Source organism: Chitinophaga sp. ARDCPP14 (genome assembly GCF_051362515.1).
In the GTDB taxonomy this organism is placed as follows: domain Bacteria; phylum Bacteroidota; class Bacteroidia; order Chitinophagales; family Chitinophagaceae; genus Chitinophaga.
Map to the genome: position 1 here is coordinate 480,283 of NZ_JBKIXB010000004.1, position 17,414 is coordinate 497,696.

Sequence of the window (17,414 nt, forward strand, 5' to 3'; positions counted from 1 at the left end):
CGCTTCTTTATGCATAGGTTGGTGGTTTATATCATAACGTTCAGCATTCCTTGTCCTTCCTGATGATGTAAGTGGTCCCTTTGTTTTCCAGTGTGGCATTGAGCGACAAACACAGTTGCCGCAACGCTTTCTCCAAAGTGCCGTTGGTATTAAATTCCCCGAAATAAAAACAGTTGGAAATATCTCCCGTGATCTCAATGTTTACGTTGTAGTAATATCCCAGGTCGGCCGCCACTTCCCGCAGCCCCGCCCGGTCATATTTCAGGATGCCTTCCCGCCTGCTCAGCAAGCCGTTGGTAGCTACCTGGTCTTCCTTCGTGATTTTACCCGTTGCCTTGCTGAATACCGCCCGCTGACTGGGAGATACATGCACCGCGCTATCCGCGTTGCCTACAGCTACCTTACCGGTTAATACGGTTACCGCTACATCCGGCTGCGCATCAAATGCCTGGATATTAAAAGAGGTGCCCAGCACCCGCGTATCTACGCGCCCGCTGTGAATAATAAAAGGCTGCCCGGCATCCGTAGCCACCTCAAAAAAGGCTTCGCCGCTCAATGTAAGTTCCCGGTTCCCTTTCCCGAAAGCATCCGAGTATTCCAGCCGGGAGGCTGGGCTGAGCCAAACAATGGTACTATCAGGCAGGAGCATCTTTTTATGCTCCCCCGCTTTAGTGGCCACTAATTGCTGTTGGGAATGAGCGGACGTTTGCACCGGGGGGCGCTGGAAATACCACCAGCCGGTGGCTATCAGCACCAGCACAACGGCTGCTGCCGCGGCCACCTTAGCCCACCAGATGCGTTTTACCGGCGCTGTTTCCGGCTGCGAGGTTCTGATGCGCAATAATAGCTGCTGCTCCATTTCTGCCTCCAGCAGGGCTTTAGCGCCAAGCTGCGCTTCATCCCATTCGGTGGTAGCCTTGAAGCTGTGATAGTAATTCATTAATGATTGCATCTCCTCCGTGCTCGCCGATCCGTCCATCCATTTATCTATCAATGAAAAAAACTCCTGTCTGTTCATACCGGGTATTTTATCACTAGTGACAAAAAACAAGGCCTACCCCCAAAGCAGGGCAAAAAAAATTATTTATTAACAAGCAGGAGAAGCAGCAAAGCATAGCCCAGGGCGGACCGCAGCTTACGGATGGCAATATTGATCTGGTTTTCAACGGTTTTCACCGAAACATTCAGCTGTGTGGCGATCTCTTTGTGGGAAAGATGTTGGTCCCGGCTCATCCGGAATATGATCCGGCATTTCTCCGGTAAAGTGTCTATCAGGGTATTCAGCAGGGATTGCAGCTCTTTTACGGCGAGCTTACTTTCCGGCGAAGCAGCTTCCATCCGCTCCATCATATGATCAAACAACTCCTCTCTCACCGGGTTTTGCCGGATATACCGGAATACTTTGTAACGGATACTGGCAGAAAGATAAGCTTTCAGGGAAACGGTTAACCGGATACGATGGGATTTTTGCCACAGCTCTGTAAATAGCTCCTGTACCAGGTCTTTACAGGCTTCTTTATCTTTCAGCACCTGGTAGGCCGACAAGAACAGTGGTTCCCAGTGCCGCTTATACAACAGGGTGAGCGCCTGTTCATTACCCGACTGCAGCAACAACAACAATTCTTCATCTGTTTGCCCCTCAATGGCCGGCATGGCTGATATTAATTTTTTATGGTGAAGGCGGAATCCCGGGGTAAATATAGAGTTTAAATTATTATACTTCGGGCAAAAAAGATGAGTGGTTATTTCACGCCGGCCAGGGTCATTTTTTAATTATGAGGACTACTTCAAAAGCGTAAAGGCGCCTTTTTGCAGGAGCATCTGGTTTTCAAAACCATAATACGAATACTGGATAAAATATACATATGCACCTATTGGCTGCAATACATTTTTGTAACGTCCATCCCAACCCATTTTGGTATTATTCGTTTCAAATATCATTTCGCCCCAGCGGTTATAAACGGCCAGGTGATATTTGGCTACTCCATTTATTCTTGGCCGGAAAACATCATTTATCCCATCATTATTAGGTGTAAAGGCATTGGGAACGTATAAGTTCCTTACACTGGATACGGTAACATGCAGCGTATCTGATTTAATGCAATTCAGCCCCGTTTTGGTTGTTACAATGTAGGTGGTATTCTGTAAAGGCATTGCAATTGGATTGGGGCAGGTAGCACAACTTAAACTTTCCGCAGGCGTCCATTCATAATCGGGCGCATTTACCGCTGTAAGTGAAATCGTTTCTCCCATATTTATGGCGATGTCGCTATTAAGGATCTGCACACGCGGATATATATTATTCACCAGGTTGATGGTGGTGTCCATACTGCATTTATTAACATCCAGGATCTTTAAATCATAACTGCCGGCGCCTAAGTTTTCAATAGGGGCCGTTGTTGGCATGCCCTCCCAGTACAAACTATACGGAGGCGTGCCGCCTTTGATGTCAGTTAGTACCTTTCCTGTTTTCCGGTCGCAAAGGTCATCCTCTGTCAGTACCTTCAAATCTATTACCCCGGGCGCCACTATCTCCAGGTAGGCACTATCCAGGCAAACCCCGTTGCGGGTATATACCATGTATTTACCGGGACCAATATCCGTTAAAACAGGTTGCGACTGGAACGGTTGCCCCTTGATAGCATACTCAAAAGGCGGTACTCCTTTTTGTACATTTATGGTAATAGTGCCGTCTGTTGTGGCATTACAGGTGGGCGGTGTGGAGGAAGCCGTTGTTTTGAGCAGTCTGTCTTCCGCTATTTTAACCGCTAAGGTGCTGGTAGTAGCACAACCGTTTTTATCCATTACCTTAAAAGTATAACTACCCTGTGGCAATTGATCAAAAAGAGGGTCTGTTCCCGGTGCAGCGCCATCAATGGAAAATGTATAAGGGGCTGTTCCCCCGGTGGCGGCCAGTTTTATTGCGCCCTGCTTCTCATTACAATCAATATCTGTAATAGTACTGCTAACAGCCACGTTATATATGTCTACTTGTACCTGGTCTTTCGCGGTACATCCGCCGTTACTTACTTCCACTTCATAAACACCGGGTTGGTCAACTGAAATTTTCCGGGTGGTTTCACCGGTATTCCATTTATAGGAAGAAAATCCGGCGCCGCCGTCTAACTCCACCATTGTGCCGTCACATACTACCCTGTCGGCACCCAGATCTACTACCGGCACAGGCAATACCACTATATTTTTACAAAAGGCGCTTTCTGTTAGGGTAAATTCATCCTTTAGCAGATTAATGGTGTAAATACCGGGCTGGTTATAAGAAAACACCGGAGGCTGTTTTGTATTGGCAGAGGGAATGCTGGAATTATTACAATTACTGAATACAAGCCTGGATAAGGTATTGTTATAGGCATTGGTAATAAAAGCATACAGGTTATTTCCTTCCCGGAAAACAGTAGAAATCGAATGGGGGAAGCTGAAATTTCCGTTGGCAGCGATGGAAGTTCCGGTTAACCCGAACGGCAGCTGGCTATTGATTCCATCTTTGAAATCAATTCTTACCATACTGTTGTCTCCCCTGTTTACTGCGAGTGCGAATATATTACCACAATCGTGGATGAGGGACAGGTCGCGGGGACTATTCAATATATTATCCGGATTACCGAGATTTACGCCAGTGGGCGTATTGGAAAGGGAGGTGCCCAAATCCAGCCTGGTAATGGAGGAAGATCCTTCATTGGTAACAAATAAATGCCACTCTCCGTTTTCTTTCATAGCAAAAATGCCGGTAGGATGATCCATTACCCCAAGATTACCAAAATTGGTAGCCACCGGTATATTACTGAACGAGTTACCAAATTCAAACCTGGTAACCGTATTGTTATAATAATTTACTGTAAATCCATACCAGTTCCCACTTTCCTGAGTGATATACAAATCAACCGGGTAATACAGCGAACCTATATTTCCCCAATCTGTCTGGCTAATCACTGCGTTAGCCAGTGAGTTACCCAGATCGAGTTTTACGATCTTTGCAGTGCCGGGATCATTGCCACCTACTATTATCAAATGCCAGCCGGTAGCATCCTTCACCACCTGCAATCCTTCGGTAGTATTGGTCAGCAATCCTCCAAAAGTTCCAAGATCCTGTGAAACCGGCGTATTCAATAAACTGGTACCAAACGATAGCCTCACCAGGTTACCAATGTTATTGGTGTAAAAAGCATAGTAATTAGCCCCCTCTTTCGCAGTCACCAAAAAAACAGGTAAATTCATTAGTCCACCAATGTTTCCCAGGTTTGTAACCTGGGGTGGATTATATAACCCCCCGGAACAGAAATTCCACAGGAAAGTATTCCCTCCAACAGAAGTGTTAGTTATGTTGACCGGCATATTTACACAAACGGTATCCGGCGCAGTGAAACTGGCCTGGCTAAATAATTGATTGGATATCAGGTTAAAAACTATGATACAAAATAAATACAGGGATATACGCATCAAACTATCGGGCTAAATTTAACTCAAGCTACTCAACCTTCCCGAATAAAAAAAGTGCCTCTGTAAATAATATACCGCCGCTAACCGTTCCTGGGCTCCTCCGGCGATTTAACCATCCGGACCGGTAAGGGTTCCATTCCTCCTCCTGACCTCTAAACATGCTTAACAATTTCTTAAAATGCCTCTGCCAGCCGATATGGTAACTTTGAGTACACCGGATCGCTTATACATGAAATGGATAACAGGGATGCCATCTTACAATTATACCAAACACATTATCACACGTTGTTTGCTGCAGGCTGTTATCTTACGGATGACAAGGAACTGATACGTGACTGTATCCACCAGCTGTTCCTCCATTGCTGGCAAAAAAAAGATGAGCTCTCCAAAATACTGCATCTGAAAAATTATCTCACCGTTGCATTACGCAACCGGCTGTTGACTGCCTTAAAGCAGCAGAACAAAATTATTCCCTACGAGCCCGGGGAAATGGATGGTATAGAATACTCTTATGAAGAAATACTGATACGTAAGGCAGATGAAACTGCGCTGCAGGAAAACCTGCAGCGCGCCCTGCAAAGCCTCCCGCCACGTTACAGGGAGGTGATAGAGATGCGTTTTTTCCGTCAATACAGTTACGAAGATATTGCCCGCATCACCGGCCAGCCGGTAAAAACTACCTATAATTATGTATATGAAGCCCTCGCAATGCTCCGTAAGCAGTTGAAGGCAAAACCCTCTCTCCCATATTAAGGAATCGTTAACTCCATTTTTCTTTCATGGAAATTTCTCCACCTTCTTTGTCCTACTAACGGAACAATAAACATTGGATCGTTGGAAGAACAATATTACGCGCTGCCGGAAGATTTTTTATCAGACATTTCGTTCTGCAACTATTGCAAAGGTGCGCCTGAAAAGGATGTGCGTTACTGGGCCAACTGGCTTAAAACGCATCCGGAAATGGCACACGTATTCCGGGAAGCAGAACATCTATACAAGATGATAGGCATTTATGATGAAGGCTACCAACAGGCTTTCGAGCGCTTCAGCAATGAGATCCATACTACTATACAGCCTAAACGCCGCTGGCTCAATGTACGCAATGCAGTGGCTGCAGCATGCGTGCTGGTGCTGGCATCCGCATCGCTTTATTATACTCTGCGTCCTGCAGGCAGTACTTTTATTGCACAAACAAACAGGCCGTTATATGATACAATAGATGCCGGCATTGGCCAGGTGCGCAGCATACAGCTGGCGGATAGCACTACAATAGTGCTCAACAGCCATTCGCGGTTGCTGGTTCCAACTGATTACAATAAACATCAAAGAACGGTAGTGCTTGCAGAAGGCGAGGCATTCTTTAATGTAACCCATCATGCTAACCACCCTTTCACTGTAAAAAGCAAAGGGGTGGAAACCAGGGTACTGGGTACTTCCTTTAACGTTCAGGCATATACGGAACAAGCAGGCATGCGTATCACGCTGCTCACCGGCTCAGTATCCGTGCATACCGGCATTGCGCCAAAGCCCATCCTGCTAAAGCCTGATGAGCAGCTAACAATTGCCGCTAACCGCACTTATGCCGTACAAAAGGTATCAGCCGCCCGGTACAGCAAATGGGTGAACGGTGAACTTGATTTCTACGGCCAGTCATTGCAGGATATTACCGCCATACTCTCCACCCGTTATGGCGCTGCTTTTGTATTTGAAGATAGTATATGCCGCAAGGAACTGTTCACTGCCACCTTTGATAAAGGCATGCCGCTCAAAAAGGTGTTGGCGCTATTAAGCACCAACCGCAACATTTATTTTGTACAAAAGGGAGATACCGTGCTCATTAATAGGCGATAACAAACATTCATATTCATTTCCAGGTCTGATATTACCGCAGCTTTACTGCGGCTGGCCGCTTATTGTCCCATAAAAAACAAATATGCATCAGAGAACTTTACGCTTTTGCTTAGGCTGGCTCCTGCTATCCCTGCTACCTTCATTTGCCGCGAAAGCTGTCGTGGAACAGCAGGAAACACTCGAAGCTGTACTAAACCGTATTGCAGATCATACCGGTTTTCACTTTATCTATGATCCCGCCATTGTGAAACAGAAGGTCGTAACCATTCCTATCACCGTTACCGGTCGAACAGGTATCCGTTCCTGCCTCGACCGGCTTTCTGCCAACACCGCCATGCAGTTTACAATTGATGGCAACAACATCATCGTATCCCTCAAACCCCAGGTGGTGTATGGCAGGATAACGGGCCGCATAGTGGATTTCGAAAGCAGTGAGCCTTTGATCGGCGCTACCGTAAGGGTGGCCAATACTTCCTTCGCCACTGTAACGGATGAAAAAGGATACTATACGATCGATAAAATTCCGCCCGGTAAATACAATCTTATGTTCAGCTATGTTGGGTACGAAACCGGCAGCCTGAACGGTGTAAAAGTAGAGAGCAAAACTACCTTACAGGCCAGTTTTAAGCTACAGCCGAAACGCGGACTGAAGGAAGTAGTGGTAAAAGGTATTTCACACCGTAAGGTCATCAATACCACCGATGCGCAGCTGATAGATGAGGTACGCCAGGCCCGCAGTGTGGTATCCGGCATCTCCAATGAGCAGATCTCCCGCAGCATGGATCGCGATGCGGCTGAAGTGGTGCGTCGCGTAGCCGGAGTGAATATCACAAACGACCGGTTCATTGTAGTACGTGGACTTAACCGCCGTTATAATGTCACCTTTCTGAACGACAACATCGCCCCTGCAACAGAGCTGGACAGCAAAGCATTTTCCTATGACCAGATTGCCAGCAGTATGATAGACCGGATCTTAATTTATAAATCACCCGCACCGGATCTTCCCGGCGATTTTGCAGGAGGCGTCGTAAAAATATACACCAAGAAAAGCCAGCTCACACGTCAATTCGATCTGCAACTCTCTGCTCAATACCGCCCCGGCTCCAGCTTCAGCAATATGTCTACCTACGCAGGTGGCCGTTACGACGCGCTTGGATTCGACGACGGTACACGCGCATTGCCCGCAGGCTTACCGGATTTAGTAACGTTCAATACCGGCGCCCCGAAAGATAACGCCCGCTACTGGAAAGCCTTTCCCAATAATTTCAAGTCCTTCAAGGTGAAAACCGATCTCGATAAACGGATACTGGCGAATTACTACGATGCCTGGAAAATAGGCCACAAGTATATTAACAACCTCACCTCCATTGCTTATACCAACACCACGCAAAATAATACCATACCAGTGTACGACAGCCGTAATGCCAATGGCTCGGAAGGCGTGATCCGCAGCGGCACGCAATCCGCACGTATCACCCTCATCCAGCAAAACACCCTGCCCGTTGGCGACAGCGCACACCTGGAATTAAAGCAATTTGTGAATCAGCTGGGCAACAAACAAATGATGTCGTATATCCTGTCAAGAGAAAGTGATTATAGCGGTCAGAGTAAAGACAACCAGCTGATATTTCAAAGCACCTTCCTCTACACCGCACAACTCAGCGCCTACTGGAACCTGAAGAACAAAGGAAACACCCATCTTTTCGCCAATACAGGTTATACTCTTGTGCGCAGGAACGATCCTGATACCCGCGAAATATGGTACCGCCGGAACAGCCAGGACAGTACTTACCCTGAACATATCGCCGGCGATCCCTGGTTGATAGGCAGTGCGGCGCAAACTTTCGGCATACGCCGCATTTACACCCGCATCAACGAAAATACCGCACAGGCCAATGCAGAGGCCGAGCATTGGTTGTTACCCTGGTGGTCTGCAAAAGCGGGATTCTTTTTCGAGCAGAAGGAAAGACGCGTGAACTTACGCCAGTTCGGCCTTAACCAGGGCGCCGCATATAATGGTGATTTTGAAAACGGCCATATCGGCTATCAGCTCACTGAAGAAATGCTGGATCATTATATGTCGCCGGACAATTTCCGGACAGACAATACCGGTCATACCTGGTTTGAAGAAACCAGCCCATACGACAGCTACTTTGCAGATAACCGTAATCTCTCCTACTTCCTGGCTACAGACATCCGCATCCCCCATTCCAATCTTTCCATCTTCGGCGGCCTGCGGGTGGAAAATAATCGTCTCCGGATTATTGGCGCACTAACAGCCGGCCAGGCCAATTATCCTTTAGTGGTAAAAAATTCCCGCACACATGCCCTTCCCTCCATAAACCTTAACTGGAAGCCCGCAGAACGTATCATTGTTCGGGCGGGATACGGCAAAACCCTTAACAGGCCCGAATTCCGTGAAGTAGCCCCATTCCCTTATGCAGATATAGAAAACTACCTGATGTATGTAGGTAACCCAACGCTGCAGACCGTGAATATTGACAACTATGATATACGACTGGAATGGTATCCCGAAAGCATGCTGAAAAATGAAATGTTTAACCTTGGCTTCTTTTATAAAACACTGGATAAACCTATCGAACAAATCCTGATCAGGGAAAACTACTACGCATCGTTCATCAACGAGATAGGCTTTATCAACTCTGGCCCAACAAAAGTATATGGAATAGAAGCAGAAATGCGTAAAAGTCTCAGCTTTATACCGGGCGCCTTGTTCCGCAATCTTTCCTTTATGATAAACGGGGCGTGGATACATAGCCGTGTAGATATGCAGCCGCAAGGTTCAGATGGTAACCAGGTAGGCCGTAAACGCCCACTGCAAGGACAGGCGCCTTATATCCTCAACTCCTCGCTCAATTATGAAGATCCGGCCATCGGCACCAAAATATCCCTCAGCTATAACATTACCGGCCCAATGATCCTGCTCCTGGGCACTAACAACCACCGGCCCGACGAACAAATTCGGGGTATACCGGATGTAATGCAACGTGGGCAACACCTGCTGGATTTTACCTGGAGCCAGCGCCTGAACAAACATATGCATCTCAAAGCCGGCGTACAAAATCTGCTGGATCAAAAACGGGAATTATTCCTCGACTTTAACCGCAACTATAAATACGATGGGGTAGTGAAAGACCGTAATAACTGGACAAAAGACAGGCCATACCAGCTTTTCAGCCCACGGCCTTATTACTCACTTGCCCTCAATTTTATTTACTAACCCGGATCAATCAATACATATGAATGAGATAAAATACTTCCTGCTACTATTACTACCGGTATGCTTTTCCTGCAAAAAAGCATTCGATGAAGAGCTGAACTCACGGGAGAGGGAATCAGGCATTGTTATGGCAGCCACGAACACGCCCGGTATCGCCATGCGCGGAGAGCCACTCACATTGTACGTAAAGCTCGGTAAGCCGGATGCCGATCTGAAGATTTTTATAGGCAATGCCGAAGCAACCGTGCTCACGCACGGACAAACAAAGCTGGAGGTGCCCATATCCAAATACACAGACGATAAAGAAACGATCGTAGCCGATACCTTCAGAATGTTAGTCCCTGACTCCTCACAGATCGGCGAAACCAGTATCTACATTATAGTAAACGGTATCAGGAGCGCACCTTTCAAATTCACCGTAAAGAAACCGGATATCCTGTATCCAGGCGACGTAACCGTAACCCCCTTGCTCATGACACCCAGCGCCGAGCGTGAACCTATAGACGGACCGGTGGGCACCGCCACCGTTGGGGCCGTGCACGATATAGGCATGGATAAGGAGGGAGCCATTTATTTCATTGATAACGGCGCCTACGATTTTAATCCCGAGCATGGATATAACAGACGTAACATGATCATCAGGAAGTTTGCAAACAACCAGATCGTAACCCTCGGTGGCGGAGGTAACAACGAATTTGCGACGCAGTTGAGTGATCTGAAACTGAACAGCATCGATGCTATGAGGATTGCTGAAGATGGCACCATCTATCTTGCAGTAACCAATGCACCATTAAGCCGTATAACACTCCCAGGCACCACAGAGGTAATAGAATTCGAATTTCGTTTTCATCGCATACTGAAGATCAATCCCCGCACCAATGAAGTGAAAACGCTGGTGGGACGTAACGACAAATATTGCATAGATAACGGTATGGTCTACGAGGTGATCATGGACGGACCTGCTGATAAGGCCATGATAGGTGCTGTAAGAGGTATGGAACTGGATAAAGCAGGTAACCTCTACTTCCTGGATGGCGGACTAACAGGAGGAGGAGCCGTGCTCCGCAAAATATCTGCCGATGGCATGGTGACCACAGAAGCCGGCGCAATAGACGACCTGGCGGATTACGTGTTCTATAACAACGATGGAACCCACCCGGAAACCATGAAAGCCGGCGCTATCGTGAACTCCGGCAGTAATACAGTGGACGGATTTGGTTCAAAAGCCAGGATCTGCTCCCCCAGAGGTATTGTGCTGGGAGGAAACGGCAAAATATATCTCGCGCAAGGAGCAGGCAGCGCTGAAATGAAAGAATGCGTACGGGAATACAATCCACTCACAAAGGAAGTGACTACCATCATTGGAAAGCCTGTCAACGCACCCGATAACTTCCTTTACTCAGGCACCTTTAAAGAAGTAGATATGCGCACCATTACTTCTTTTGATGCAGACTTCGACGGCAATATTCTTATCGGGTACGATGAGCAGATCTATGTGGAAGAACCCCGTGGTATTTATAAAATAGATGTGAATAAAGAAATGGTGTACAAAATAGCCGGTTATAAAGGAGCTTCCGATGCCACAAAGCCACAGCCGGGCCAAACAGCTATCGTAGGTGCGGTGAGCCGCATCCTGTTCGACCAGTTCGGGAAACTATATGTGGGCTATACCCGATACGATTTTTTTGACCAGATACATTTGTCCACCATCTCCATCACCAGGTAATAAATCATTTAACTATGCGAAATATCTTTTTCAGATTATTACTGCCGGTAACTTTTTGCTGGATAACGGCTTGCAATAAGTCAACAGAAGCACCCCCATCACCTGACATTACCCACCTGATGATTTATAATGGCAGCACGGCATTTATCAGTAAACTAAGCCAGGTGTTTGTAGATACCGCCTTTATAACTGCCAGGGCCTACAACGATATCGATGGTTCCGGAATGGGCATGTTTAACAAAGCCAGTTACAACTGGGTGGCTCCGGGCAAACATCGTATCGGCTTTACTGATACCAGTGGCAAGGTAAAGATTGCAGAAAAATACACTACCCTCACAAAGGATACCTGGTATACTTTTTACCTGGCAGATAGTTTAGGCTATTACCAGGTGCTGATGTCTGAAGAAAATATGGCAGATCGCCCGGAACACAAAGCCCGCATCAGGTTCGTGCATCTCTCACCCGACGCCGGACCGCTGGATTTTTTCATTGATACGGTAAAAGTGCCCGGGATGGATAGCCTGACCTATAAAACCATCACCCCCTTTATAGAAATAACTCCGGCAGAAAATCCGTCTTTCCGGGTAAAAAAAACAGGTGCAGCGAAAGATGAACCACACCTGCTCAGAAAGGCGTTTGCCACGTATGCAGGACGTTCCTATACCTTCATCTTCCGTGGATACATACAGCAGCAAGGAGAAGATCCCAACACCACCATCAATATGTCTGCAATTATCAACTTTTAAACATTTAAAAATGCGTATAGTCTATACCGTTATAATACTTGGAATACTGGCATCCTGCCGGCAGGACAAAGATGAGGTCCCTGCACTGCCAACCCCGGAGATCACGGCAATAAGCCGCGAAACTGTGCAATCGGGCGACACGCTGGAACTCTCCGGCAAAAACCTTCAACTTCCCGACTATTCCACGGAAGCTTTCATCGGTGACCGCCCCGCACGCATTATCAGTCAATCTGATACTAAATTACAATTGCTGGTACCTGAAAAAGTATTCACCGGCAATATCGTTGTGCACATAGGTCCGCAAACCACGCTGTGGCCTGAAGTAAAAGTGATCGGCTCTCCGAAAATAAAGGCTGCCAACCCACGCTATGCCTATGCCGGCGATACGATCCTCCTCACCGGCGAAAACCTCGGTAACGACCCCTCGATACTGAAAATATGGCTCGACGGCGTGCCCGTTAACATTGTCACTGTAAAGCCTGATACCGCCCGCATCATCACTCCTGCCGGAACAGGCATACGTGCAGTACTGAGCTGGCAAACCTACAACGGCCCAAAGTACAAGCAAGACGATCTGACCGTAGCAGTAAGGCCGGCGAACATCGTTGCTAACAGCATTCTTGAATACCTGCAAAAGGATCCGGGAATGGATCTTACCGGCGCAGTGATGGATTACATGTCGCTTACACCTGCTAACAAAAGCCTGAACGATACACTGCGTCAATACCTCACCGGCCAGATCCCCTGCATCATGTTCCTGCCTGATAACATTGCAATGAATGCAATAGGTATTTACCAGCACAGCGATGCGCCTAATGCGGGTCTTAATTTCAACGCCTTGCTGAACGGCGTATTGAAACAAACTACTGAGCCGGAGCCGGACAAGCTCTATCCGTCGGAATATACAAACTATGTGTACGAATACTTCGATGGCTTTCCCGACTGGCATGCGTTTATTGTGATCAGGGAAGTAAGTGGCCAGCGGTATGTGCTTTCCACCATCAACACTGCTGCAGACCAATCCATCTCCGAATATGGCCCGCAGCGGCGTATCATCAGGAAGCATCAATGCGGCAACAGTATAATATACGAAATAGATGGACCTATGACTTTTCCGATCGGCAACTGGTAATTAAAACAGCGATGGCGCCTTTCTAAGGCGCCTTTTTTATGTTACATGCAACGATCTTACTAAGAACCTACAAGATCGTGCAACCATTGTGGGATTAAAGCTTCATTACGCGGAAAGGTTTTCAGATCATCGATAAATTTTTCATTAGACGGCGTATATTCAAATTCAGGTTTATTGTCATAATCAAATTCAGTTTGGAACTTCCCGGTATTGTCCACCGTAAAATAAGCGGAATACCAGGCGCCATTACCAGGAGAGAGCCGGTACATTTGTTCGCGTAGGGATTTTATCTTCATAGTAATATCATTACCATTTTCTTCAGGATCAAATGAAAGCATTTTGCCGCCTTCTTCGCAAAAGGCTCCGATTTCTATCATTTTGTTTAATGCCTTTATTGTAATTGAAAGACTATCCCAGGTAGTTGAAGGTATATTGTCGCAAGCCCCCTGAATGATTTCCCTGATTAGTTGGTTCGTCTGTTCCATAACTTGTTTGTTTGCTGAAAAATATTGATTTCTTTAGTTATGCGGGTACTAACTTAACTTTTCAACCTGATCATGCAGCTCCTGGTCCCAAATGAATTCCATATCAAATTGGCCATCAGGGGTCAATGTAAAAATTGCTTTGTTCCATTTGTTATTGCCACCTTCTGTAGTAACTTTATGTAGTTCGTTTAACCAATCTGTAATATCATCATCAATGTTTTCTACCGACATATCCTTTTGCTCATTGTTTGCAAAATAATCTCCGGTATAACCAACAACACCATTACCAACAATCTCAATTTCCAACCTGGCGTTAGTCCAATTCCCGCTTTCAATAACATTAGAGATTTCCTGGCCGATTTTTAAATAAATTTCGTCTGCTGTCATGATAAGCATTTTAATTATTGACTTCTTTTGGATATTCTTCATCCATTTAGAAAGTTAACAATTTAATCGGGTATATTCTTGACGCTGGAATAATTATTGTTGGAGCCTAAAAACAAAAGAGAGAATGGAAATAATTCCATTCTCTCTAATTTGGTTGCCCAACCAGGATTCGAACCTAGACAAACAGAACCAAAATCTGTCGTACTACCATTATACTATTAGGCATTGTTCAATGGGGATGCAAATGTAGTTTTTTTCTCTATGAAAACAAGTATTTATCTTTTCCTCCTGATAGACAATGCCGCGATACCCACTGCCACAGCGTCTTCCAATCCGCCTACCGCTGCATCCCTTACGTGTAGTTTCCTGCCGGTAGCCTTGCGTAAATAGAAAAATGCATATGCTGCGGCTACTGCTGCCACGCCGCCAATCAGCGCCCCTTTCCAGGCTTTCTCACCTTTTGCCTGGTAGATCGTAGCTCCTGCCAATGCACCGGAAAGCGCCCTGCCCGTAATACCGGTAGCGGCTATACGATTTGGTGTACCCGGTGCTTTATCTATCACCAGTTCCCCGGCGGCCATGGTTTGTAAATAGCGGGAAGTCACGTTTTTTTGCATAAACCCCAAAGGCGACTTACGCAGCTTTTCCGAAGGTTGCCGGCTAACAAAATAACTGGCAAAAGCGGGGCCCATCGCGCCGCGCATTCCGGTAACAATACCCAGGCCAATAGCCCGGCAAATAGTAGGTATCATAGCTTTTTTCATACCGCAGCAGCCGCAATCATTGTGCCATCCATGCCGCTTTGCTTCTGCCCGCTGCGGCATGGATGGCCATTGAAATAGTAAGCTATCGCGCTGATAAGCGCTGATGGTCTTTCTCCAGTTGTGCCTTCAACTGCGCATAATCCACTTCCTGTACCGCCTTGTTCCCGTTAATGGCCAGTACTGCTGCCGTGGCAGCACTCTGACCCAGGATCATAAACACCGGCTCCATCCGGATAGAGCCATAGGCAATATGTGACGCCGACATGCATACCGGCACCAGCAGGTTACTGCACTCTTCCCGCTGCGGAAGTATGGACCCGTAAGATACCTGGTAAGGCTCCTTAATATCCACACCGATGTCGCCTTCATTCTGCACATACCCGTCTTTTTTCACATAACGTTGCGCATTATGCGCATCCAGGGTATAGGAACCCATCCCGATCGATTGCGGCACAGGACTTTCGCCAAGTACCGATTGCTGCGTCATCACATGCACGCCTTTCATTCGCCTTGCCTCGCGCACATACAGCTGGTGCGGCCAGTTCTTGTTGTCGCGGAATTCATCGGCCGACAATCCCCATGTTTGCATGCGTTGCTGAATAGCGGCCGGCACACGGGCATCGTGTGCAAGGAAATATAATAAGCCCTGCTGATACACTTCATGCTCATGGATAATCTCCTTCCGGCGTTCATACGTAGCTTCAGGATAATCGTAGTTCATGCCAATGTTATCAAAACTAAAGGGACCGTGATTGTTCACATCTGTTTTATGGTTGGGGATGGGATCAAACTTATTGAATACTTCGTTCCAACCGCTGTCCAGCACACGGATGAGTAATTCATACTGCGTGGCATCATATCCCTCCGGCTTTGGAAAAGGAATGCGGTTGGCAGGCTTATCGGTCAGGCACATACGGAAACAATATGCCTGGATCTTTTTATCTGCCGCTCCTTTTTCACCGGGGTCTTCGCCGGAAACACGGGGCAGTAATCCACTTTTCGCATCACCGGGAATGCGGTACGGACTAATGTTTTGCTTGAAATGATGCCCATGATGTAACACACCGGTTTGCACGCCGTTCCAGCTTTCGCCATAAGTGGCTACTGCTTCGCGTCCTACCGTGTAGCTTACGCCGGCAGCCGCCATCAGGTCGCCTTCATAGGTGGCATCAATAAATACTTTACCGCTATAGGTATGCCCGCTCAGGGTAGTAATTGCCGTTATCTTTCCTCCTTCCTTTTTTACGCCCTGCTGGCGATCCAGCCATTCGTCGCGGTAAATCTTAATATTATTCTCCCGGATATAATCTTCAAATACCTGTTCTGCTACATGCGGTTCAAAGATCCACATGGTGCGCTCCGTACCATCCATTGCCGGCGTGCCCTGGCCTTTATTGCCATACTCCGCCTGCTGTTGCCAGTTCCAGGCGGCAAGTTGCTGGTAGTGCAGCCAGATGCGGTGGTAAAAGTCGCGGGCCAGCCCCCCGATGACTGATTTATTGCCGGTATCGGTAAAACCAAGTCCGCCGGCCGAAAGACCGCCGACATGTTTATCCGGCGATACTACGATCACCGTTTTACCCATCTTATGCGCCTGCACCGCAGCCACAATCGCGGCCGAAGTGCCGCCATAAATAATTACGTCTGCCTTATCCACCGGCGCTCCTGCCCGGGAAAATAAATAAGGGATCACCAGGATCGTTGCTAACAGGACTATTTTTCTCATGTCATAAATTTTTTAAGATATGCGGGATAACTTTTCTTTCCTGATACTAAACGCGGAATGGCAACAAATAACCACTGTATTATAATTCTTCACGTGGAATCCAGCTCGCGTGGAAAGTAAACGGCAAAACTAAATTTACAATTTCACACGGTACCCTGCAACCGGCTAAATTATCATGATTAAAAAATAAAACATCAGATGTTTAACTAAACATCATACCTTTGTAGGGTAAATGAAAATTTATGGAGCAACCATCCAAATTGTCAGACCGCGTGATCAACGCCATCCAGAAAGATATCTCCCAGGGGAAATATAAACCCGGCCAGAAAATACCTGCAGAACCCGAGCTGATGGTACAATACGCCGTAGGCCGCTCTACCGTTCGTGAAGCCATTAAAACACTCGCCATGATGGGCATCCTGCGGGTACAGCAGGGCGCGGGTACTTTCGTCAATGAAACCGTGCAGGCGGAATCGCTGGACCAGCGGCTCAGGCGGGCCGACTTCGAAGAAATTAACCAGGTAAGGCGCATGCTCGACTATGAAATTGTGAAACTGGCCGCAGAAAACCATACCAAAGAAGATCTCCACCAGCTGAAATCATTACTGGAACAACGCAAAAAGGCCATCCTGGAACAAGCATACCAGGAATGCCTGGATGCCGACATCGCCTTTCACACCGCTATAGCAAACGCTTCAGGTAATAATGTGCTGGCCGATCTCTTTCGCAGCTTCACTGCTGTAATCCGCGACTTTTTCACTAAACGCGATACGCAAAGTATCAGTCACTTTGCCATCAGCCACCACCTGCATGAACAATTATACAAAGCCATTAAAAGTGGCAACGCCAAATTATCCCGGCAGGTAATGGAAGACATACTGGACAATAATTATTAAATATC

At 47.0% G+C, this 17,414-nt stretch carries 14 protein-coding genes and 1 tRNA gene; 7 read left to right on the top strand and 8 right to left on the bottom strand.

What is annotated here, in order from left to right; translation table 11 throughout:
• Positions 1–40: 40 nt before the first annotated feature.
• The 3 genes from ACLHR0_RS14435 to ACLHR0_RS14445 all read right to left on the bottom strand — a co-directional run bounded on the left by ACLHR0_RS14435 (position 41) and on the right by ACLHR0_RS14445 (position 4,233).
• A complete protein-coding gene (locus tag ACLHR0_RS14435; protein WP_436487451.1) occupies positions 41–1,018 on the bottom strand; it encodes a FecR family protein in 978 nt (325 codons plus the stop codon).
• A gap of 62 nt (positions 1,019–1,080) precedes the next feature.
• Positions 1,081–1,653: an RNA polymerase sigma-70 factor gene (locus ACLHR0_RS14440; protein WP_436487452.1), complete on the bottom strand. Its 573-nt coding sequence runs from the start codon at positions 1,651–1,653 to the stop codon at positions 1,081–1,083.
• Positions 1,654–1,782: 129 nt separating this feature from the next.
• Complete coding sequence (locus ACLHR0_RS14445) at positions 1,783–4,233, bottom strand: gliding motility-associated C-terminal domain-containing protein (RefSeq protein WP_436487454.1); 2,451 nt, start codon at positions 4,231–4,233, stop codon at positions 1,783–1,785.
• A 456-nt stretch (positions 4,234–4,689) separates the two neighbouring features.
• On the opposite strand from ACLHR0_RS14445, the gene ACLHR0_RS14450 reads away from it, so the two are divergent.
• The 6 genes from ACLHR0_RS14450 (at position 4,690) to ACLHR0_RS14475 (ending at position 13,151) form a co-directional block, all read left to right on the top strand.
• Positions 4,690–5,208, top strand: a complete 519-nt coding sequence (locus ACLHR0_RS14450; RefSeq protein ID WP_436487456.1) for an RNA polymerase sigma factor — start codon at positions 4,690–4,692, stop codon at positions 5,206–5,208.
• A gap of 81 nt (positions 5,209–5,289) precedes the next feature.
• A complete protein-coding gene (locus ACLHR0_RS14455; RefSeq protein WP_436487458.1) occupies positions 5,290–6,306 on the top strand; it encodes a FecR family protein in 1,017 nt (338 codons plus the stop codon).
• Positions 6,307–6,388: 82 nt separating this feature from the next.
• Positions 6,389–9,547: a TonB-dependent receptor domain-containing protein gene (locus ACLHR0_RS14460; RefSeq protein ID WP_436487460.1), complete on the top strand. Its 3,159-nt coding sequence runs from the start codon at positions 6,389–6,391 to the stop codon at positions 9,545–9,547.
• Positions 9,548–9,566: 19 nt separating this feature from the next.
• A complete protein-coding gene (locus tag ACLHR0_RS14465; protein WP_436487462.1) occupies positions 9,567–11,273 on the top strand; it encodes a hypothetical protein in 1,707 nt (568 codons plus the stop codon).
• 14 nt (positions 11,274–11,287) lie between these two features.
• Positions 11,288–12,019 (top strand): DUF4397 domain-containing protein, encoded by a 732-nt coding sequence (locus tag ACLHR0_RS14470; RefSeq protein ID WP_436487464.1) that lies wholly within the window; start codon positions 11,288–11,290, stop codon positions 12,017–12,019.
• 10 nt (positions 12,020–12,029) lie between these two features.
• On the top strand, positions 12,030–13,151 hold the full coding sequence (locus ACLHR0_RS14475; protein ID WP_436487466.1) for an IPT/TIG domain-containing protein: 1,122 nt from the start codon (positions 12,030–12,032) through the stop codon (positions 13,149–13,151).
• Positions 13,152–13,210: 59 nt separating this feature from the next.
• Here the strand turns inward: ACLHR0_RS14475 and ACLHR0_RS14480 are convergent, their stop codons facing one another.
• From ACLHR0_RS14480 to ACLHR0_RS14500, 5 genes are all read right to left on the bottom strand, one after another.
• Positions 13,211–13,636 (bottom strand): immunity protein YezG family protein, encoded by a 426-nt coding sequence (locus ACLHR0_RS14480; RefSeq protein ID WP_436487468.1) that lies wholly within the window; start codon positions 13,634–13,636, stop codon positions 13,211–13,213.
• A 48-nt stretch (positions 13,637–13,684) separates the two neighbouring features.
• Positions 13,685–14,023: a hypothetical protein gene (locus ACLHR0_RS14485; protein ID WP_436487470.1), complete on the bottom strand. Its 339-nt coding sequence runs from the start codon at positions 14,021–14,023 to the stop codon at positions 13,685–13,687.
• 151 nt (positions 14,024–14,174) lie between these two features.
• Positions 14,175–14,248 (bottom strand) — tRNA-Gln (locus ACLHR0_RS14490).
• 50 nt (positions 14,249–14,298) lie between these two features.
• Positions 14,299–14,775 carry a DUF4126 family protein gene (locus ACLHR0_RS14495; protein ID WP_436487472.1) on the bottom strand — a complete coding sequence of 159 codons (477 nt, stop codon included), beginning with the start codon at positions 14,773–14,775 and terminating at the stop codon, positions 14,299–14,301.
• Positions 14,776–14,869: 94 nt separating this feature from the next.
• Positions 14,870–16,513 carry an FAD-dependent oxidoreductase gene (locus ACLHR0_RS14500; protein WP_436487473.1) on the bottom strand — a complete coding sequence of 548 codons (1,644 nt, stop codon included), beginning with the start codon at positions 16,511–16,513 and terminating at the stop codon, positions 14,870–14,872.
• A gap of 242 nt (positions 16,514–16,755) precedes the next feature.
• Here ACLHR0_RS14500 and ACLHR0_RS14505 point away from each other — a divergent pair, with 242 nt between their 5' ends.
• Positions 16,756–17,409, top strand: a complete 654-nt coding sequence (locus ACLHR0_RS14505) for a FadR/GntR family transcriptional regulator (RefSeq protein WP_370912220.1) — start codon at positions 16,756–16,758, stop codon at positions 17,407–17,409.
• Positions 17,410–17,414 lie beyond the last annotated feature (5 nt).

Excerpts from the sequence above, each read along its gene's own strand:
- ACLHR0_RS14445 (WP_436487454.1), bottom strand. The coding sequence starts at position 4,233 with ATGAATTTACCTGTTTTTTTGGTGACTGCGAAAGAGGGGGCTAATTAC.
- ACLHR0_RS14435 (WP_436487451.1), bottom strand. The coding sequence starts at position 1,018 with ATGAACAGACAGGAGTTTTTTTCATTGATAGATAAATGGATGGACGGA.
- ACLHR0_RS14440 (WP_436487452.1), bottom strand. The coding sequence starts at position 1,653 with ATGCCGGCCATTGAGGGGCAAACAGATGAAGAATTGTTGTTGTTGCTG.
- ACLHR0_RS14505 (WP_370912220.1), top strand. The coding sequence starts at position 16,756 with ATGGAGCAACCATCCAAATTGTCAGACCGCGTGATCAACGCCATCCAG.
- ACLHR0_RS14475 (WP_436487466.1), top strand. The coding sequence starts at position 12,030 with ATGCGTATAGTCTATACCGTTATAATACTTGGAATACTGGCATCCTGC.
- ACLHR0_RS14500 (WP_436487473.1), bottom strand. The coding sequence starts at position 16,513 with ATGAGAAAAATAGTCCTGTTAGCAACGATCCTGGTGATCCCTTATTTA.
- ACLHR0_RS14460 (WP_436487460.1), top strand. The coding sequence starts at position 6,389 with ATGCATCAGAGAACTTTACGCTTTTGCTTAGGCTGGCTCCTGCTATCC.
- ACLHR0_RS14465 (WP_436487462.1), top strand. The coding sequence starts at position 9,567 with ATGAATGAGATAAAATACTTCCTGCTACTATTACTACCGGTATGCTTT.
- ACLHR0_RS14485 (WP_436487470.1), bottom strand. The coding sequence starts at position 14,023 with ATGACAGCAGACGAAATTTATTTAAAAATCGGCCAGGAAATCTCTAAT.
- ACLHR0_RS14470 (WP_436487464.1), top strand. The coding sequence starts at position 11,288 with ATGCGAAATATCTTTTTCAGATTATTACTGCCGGTAACTTTTTGCTGG.
- ACLHR0_RS14495 (WP_436487472.1), bottom strand. The coding sequence starts at position 14,775 with ATGATACCTACTATTTGCCGGGCTATTGGCCTGGGTATTGTTACCGGA.
- ACLHR0_RS14480 (WP_436487468.1), bottom strand. The coding sequence starts at position 13,636 with ATGGAACAGACGAACCAACTAATCAGGGAAATCATTCAGGGGGCTTGC.
- ACLHR0_RS14450 (WP_436487456.1), top strand. The coding sequence starts at position 4,690 with ATGGATAACAGGGATGCCATCTTACAATTATACCAAACACATTATCAC.